The sequence below is a fragment of the Microbacterium sp. genome, from assembly GCF_049661145.1.
Classification (GTDB): Bacteria; Actinomycetota; Actinomycetes; order Actinomycetales; family Microbacteriaceae; genus Microbacterium.
This window is the reverse complement of the sequence record NZ_JBASZT010000176.1, coordinates 1-3,802: the sequence shown is the minus strand read 5'-3', so window position 1 is coordinate 3,802 and position 3,802 is coordinate 1. Positions and strand designations below refer to the sequence as shown.

The window sequence follows — 3,802 nt, the reverse complement described above, 5'->3', positions numbered from 1 at the left end:
CCCCAGCCCGGCCGCCCCTTCAGCCCACGCCATGCGCCGAAGGCGCGCCGTAGGATCGTACGGTGACAGCCCAGCCCCACCGCGCAGACCTCGGCAAGGATCCAGCCCGTGTCAGCGGGATGTTCGACGAGGTCGCGGCCGGCTATGACCGCACCAATACGGTGCTGAGCCTCGGCAACGACCGACTGTGGCGCGTGGCCACGACCCGCGCGGTCGCCCCGAAGCCGGGCCAGCGCATCCTGGATCTCGCCGCAGGCACAGGAGCGAGCTCCGTCGCACTCGCCCGCAGTGGCGCCGAGATCGTCGCGGGGGATTTCTCCGCCGGCATGATCGCGGAGGGCCGCCGCCGGCACGGCGATGCGCCGAACGTGACCTTCGTCGAGGCGGACGCCATGGACCTCCCGTTCGCCGACGACGAGTTCGACGCCGTCACCATCTCGTTCGGTCTGCGAAACGTCAACGACCCGAATCAGGCGCTCGCCGAGATGCTGCGGGTCACCGCGCCGGGCGGCAAGCTCGTCGTCTGCGAGTTCTCGCACCCGCAGAACCCGGCCTTCGCGGCCCTCTACGGGTTCTACAACGACCGCATCCTGCCGACTGTCGCGAAGACCGTGAGCTCCAACGCAGACGCGTACGACTACCTGAACGAGTCGATCAGGGACTGGCCCGATCAGCTGACGCTGGCATCGTGGATCCGGGATGCCGGGTGGAGCGCCGTCGCGCACCGCAACCTCTCCTTTGGGATCGTGGCGTTGCATCGCGCCCTCAAGCCGGTCTCCTGACGCGGCCTCGGTGCGGAGACTCCGAGGCCGCTGGGCACGGACGGGGCGCAACCGGTCCCGGTAGGCTGTGAGGGTGACTCCGAGCCCCCCCGCTCCCGGCGCGCGCTTGACGGCCACCCTCGGCCTCACCGAGCGCGTGCTCGCCGGACCCCGGATGCGCTCGTTGCTCGCGGTCGTCGAGGACGGACTCGACCGCGTCGAGCACACTCTGGCGCGTGAGCTGCACGTCAGTGACCAGCTCGCGGACGCCACGACCCGCTATCTCTACGAGGCCGGCGGCAAGCGGGTGCGCCCCATGTTGTCGCTGCTGACCGCGCAGCTGGGCAGTGGAACCACGGACCACGTCATCGCGGGGGCCGCGGCCCTGGAGATGACCCACCTCGGCTCGCTCTACCACGACGACGTCATGGACGGCGCGGATGTCCGCCGCGGGGTGCCCAGTGCGCACGCCGTCTGGGGCAACAGTGTCGCGATCCTCACCGGGGACATCCTCTTCTCGCGGGCGAGCCAGCTGATGGCGCAGATCGGCGAGCGGGCCATCCGTCTGCAGGCCGACACGTTCGAGCGGCTCGTCCTGGGTCAGATGCACGAGACCGTCGGCGCACCGGCCGGCGACGACCCGGTCGAGTTCTACATGCGGGTGCTCGCAGACAAGACGGGGTCGCTGATCGCGGCATCCGCTCAGGCCGGCGTCATCTTCTCCGACGCGCCGCCCGAGTACCGCGCCCCCGCGCTGGAGTACGGCGAGAAGGTCGGCATCGCCTTCCAGCTTCTCGACGACGTCATCGACCTCTCCGACGATCCCGACGAGACCGGCAAGATCCCCGGCACCGACCTGCGCGCGGGCGTGCCGACCATGCCGTACCTGCTGCTCGGGCGTGCCGACGATCCGGTCTCGCGCGCGCTCAAGGCGACGATCGACGACGGCGTGGCCCGCATCGCCGACGGCGCAGACCCCGCTATCCTCGACGAGGCGATCGGACAGTTGCGCGAGCATGCCGTGACCGAGGCGACCCGGCGCCAGGCGTACGAGTGGGCGGATGCCGCGATCACGGCGATCGACCCCCTTCCGCCCGGAGTCGTACACGACGCCCTCGTCAAGCTCGCGCACGTGATCGTCGACCGGTCGAGCTGACGCGGCCGCGTTTCGACTCGCTTCGCTCGCTCAACGACCGGAAGCCCGCTCAACGCACGGGGTGCACCCGAAGGGAAGAACCATGACCAATCTCAGGCTGGCCATCGTCGGCGCCGGACCGGCCGGCATCTACGCCGCGGACATCCTGCTGAAGGCCGAGCGCCGGTTCGACGTGTCGATCGACCTGTTCGACCAGCTGCCGGCTCCCTACGGGCTCGTCCGCTACGGGGTCGCGCCCGACCACCCCCGCATCAAGGGCATCATCACGGCGCTGCGCGACGTGCTCGACCGCGGCGACATCCGCATCTTCGGCAATGTCCGCTTCGGTGAGGACCTCACTCTCGACGACCTCAAGCGCCACTACCACGCCGTCATCTTCGCGACCGGCGCGATCCGCGACGCCGAACTCGAAATCCCGGGCATCGACGCGGTGGGCTCGTACGGTGCCGCGGACTTCGTCAGCTGGTACGACGGGCACCCGGACTTCCCGCGGGAATGGCCGCTGGACGCGGCATCCGTCGCCGTCATCGGCAACGGCAACGTCGCACTCGACGTCGCGCGCGTGCTCGCGAAGCACGCTGAGGATCTGCTCGTCACCGAGATCCCCGCGAACGTTCAGGCTGGGTTGGAGGCCTCGCAGATCACCGATGTCCACGTCTTCGGGCGGCGAGGCCCGGCGCAGGTGAAGTTCACGCCGCTGGAGCTGCGCGAACTCGGCGAGCTGCGTGATGTCGACATGGTGGTCTACGACGAGGACTTCGACTACGACGAGGCTTCGCGCGCGGCGATCGCGAGCAACAAACAGGTCATGGTCATCGACCGGGTGCTGCAGTCGTGGCGGCAGCGGCCGGGTGTGAATGGCACCGGTGGCGAAGCAAGCCGCCGCCTGCACCTGCACTTCTACGCCAAGCCCATCGAGGTCCGCACCGACGACGACGGCCGTGTCGCAGCCCTCGTCTACGAGCGGACGCGGCCCGACGACGTCGGCGGGGTCGTCGGCACGGGCGAATTGCGCGAGGTGCCGATCCAGCAGCTGTACCGGGCCGTCGGCTACTTCGGGTCGCCGCTGCCGGGGGTTCCCTTCGACAAGCGCCACGGCGTGATCCCGAACCATGAGGGTCAGGTGTTGCACCAGGATTCCAACGAGCGCGTGCCGGGCGTCTACGCGACGGGGTGGATCAAGCGCGGGCCGGTGGGACTCATCGGGCACACGAAGTCCGACGCGATGGAGACGATCAGCCACGTCATCAATGACCAGGGGTCGTGGTGGAGCCCCGAGGACCCGTCGATCGAGGCGATTCCCGCCTTGCTGGCTGAACGCGGCGTCGTGTGGACCGACCTCGACGGCTGGCATCGCCTCGACGCGCACGAGATCGCCCTGGGAGCTGTGCAGGAGCGCGCCCGCGTCAAGGTCGTGGACCGCGACGAGATGGTCCGGGTCTCACGCGGAGAGTGAGCACCGCCCGGCCGTCGGTAGGCTGACGCCATGGCTGCCTCGTGGGTGACCGACATCCTCGGGGAGCGCTTCGAGCAGCGGACGCTGGACCTCGGCGAGGATGCCGACGGGCCCCGCGTCGCGACGCTGGTGAGGCGCCCGGCGGGTGTCGTCGCGGGTGTGCTCGGTCCCCTCGCAGACGTCGACGTGCTGTACGTGCACGGCTGGTCGGACTACTTCTTCCAGATCGAGCTCGCCCGCTTCTGGAACGGGCTCGGTGCGCGCTTCTACGCGCTGGACCTCCACGGCTACGGGCGGAGCCTTCGCCCCGGCCGGGCCCCCGGGTACGTCGCATCGCTGGAGGAGTACGACGCCGACATCGCGGCAGCGCTCGCGGTGATGCGCGGGGCGGGGGTCGGGGCCGGGCGTCGCGCGGGGCCTGGTTCACGG

Annotated in this window: 4 protein-coding genes; all 4 read left to right on the top strand. The window is 70.0% G+C overall.

All coding sequences use genetic code 11. From position 1 onward, the window contains the following. The first annotated feature begins 62 nt into the window (after positions 1 to 62). Positions 63 to 782, top strand: coding sequence for a demethylmenaquinone methyltransferase (locus tag WBP48_RS07805; RefSeq protein WP_424438548.1), 720 nt, complete (start codon positions 63 to 65; stop codon positions 780 to 782). A gap of 73 nt (positions 783 to 855) precedes the next feature. Further along, complete coding sequence (locus WBP48_RS07800) at positions 856 to 1,917, top strand: polyprenyl synthetase family protein (protein WP_424438545.1); 1,062 nt, start codon at positions 856 to 858, stop codon at positions 1,915 to 1,917. A gap of 82 nt (positions 1,918 to 1,999) precedes the next feature. Beyond that, positions 2,000 to 3,373, top strand: a complete 1,374-nt coding sequence (locus WBP48_RS07795; protein ID WP_424438542.1) for an FAD-dependent oxidoreductase — start codon at positions 2,000 to 2,002, stop codon at positions 3,371 to 3,373. 30 nt (positions 3,374 to 3,403) lie between these two features. Further along, positions 3,404 to 3,802: alpha/beta hydrolase (locus tag WBP48_RS07790; RefSeq protein WP_424438539.1), on the top strand; the 399-nt coding region annotated here is incomplete at its 3' end.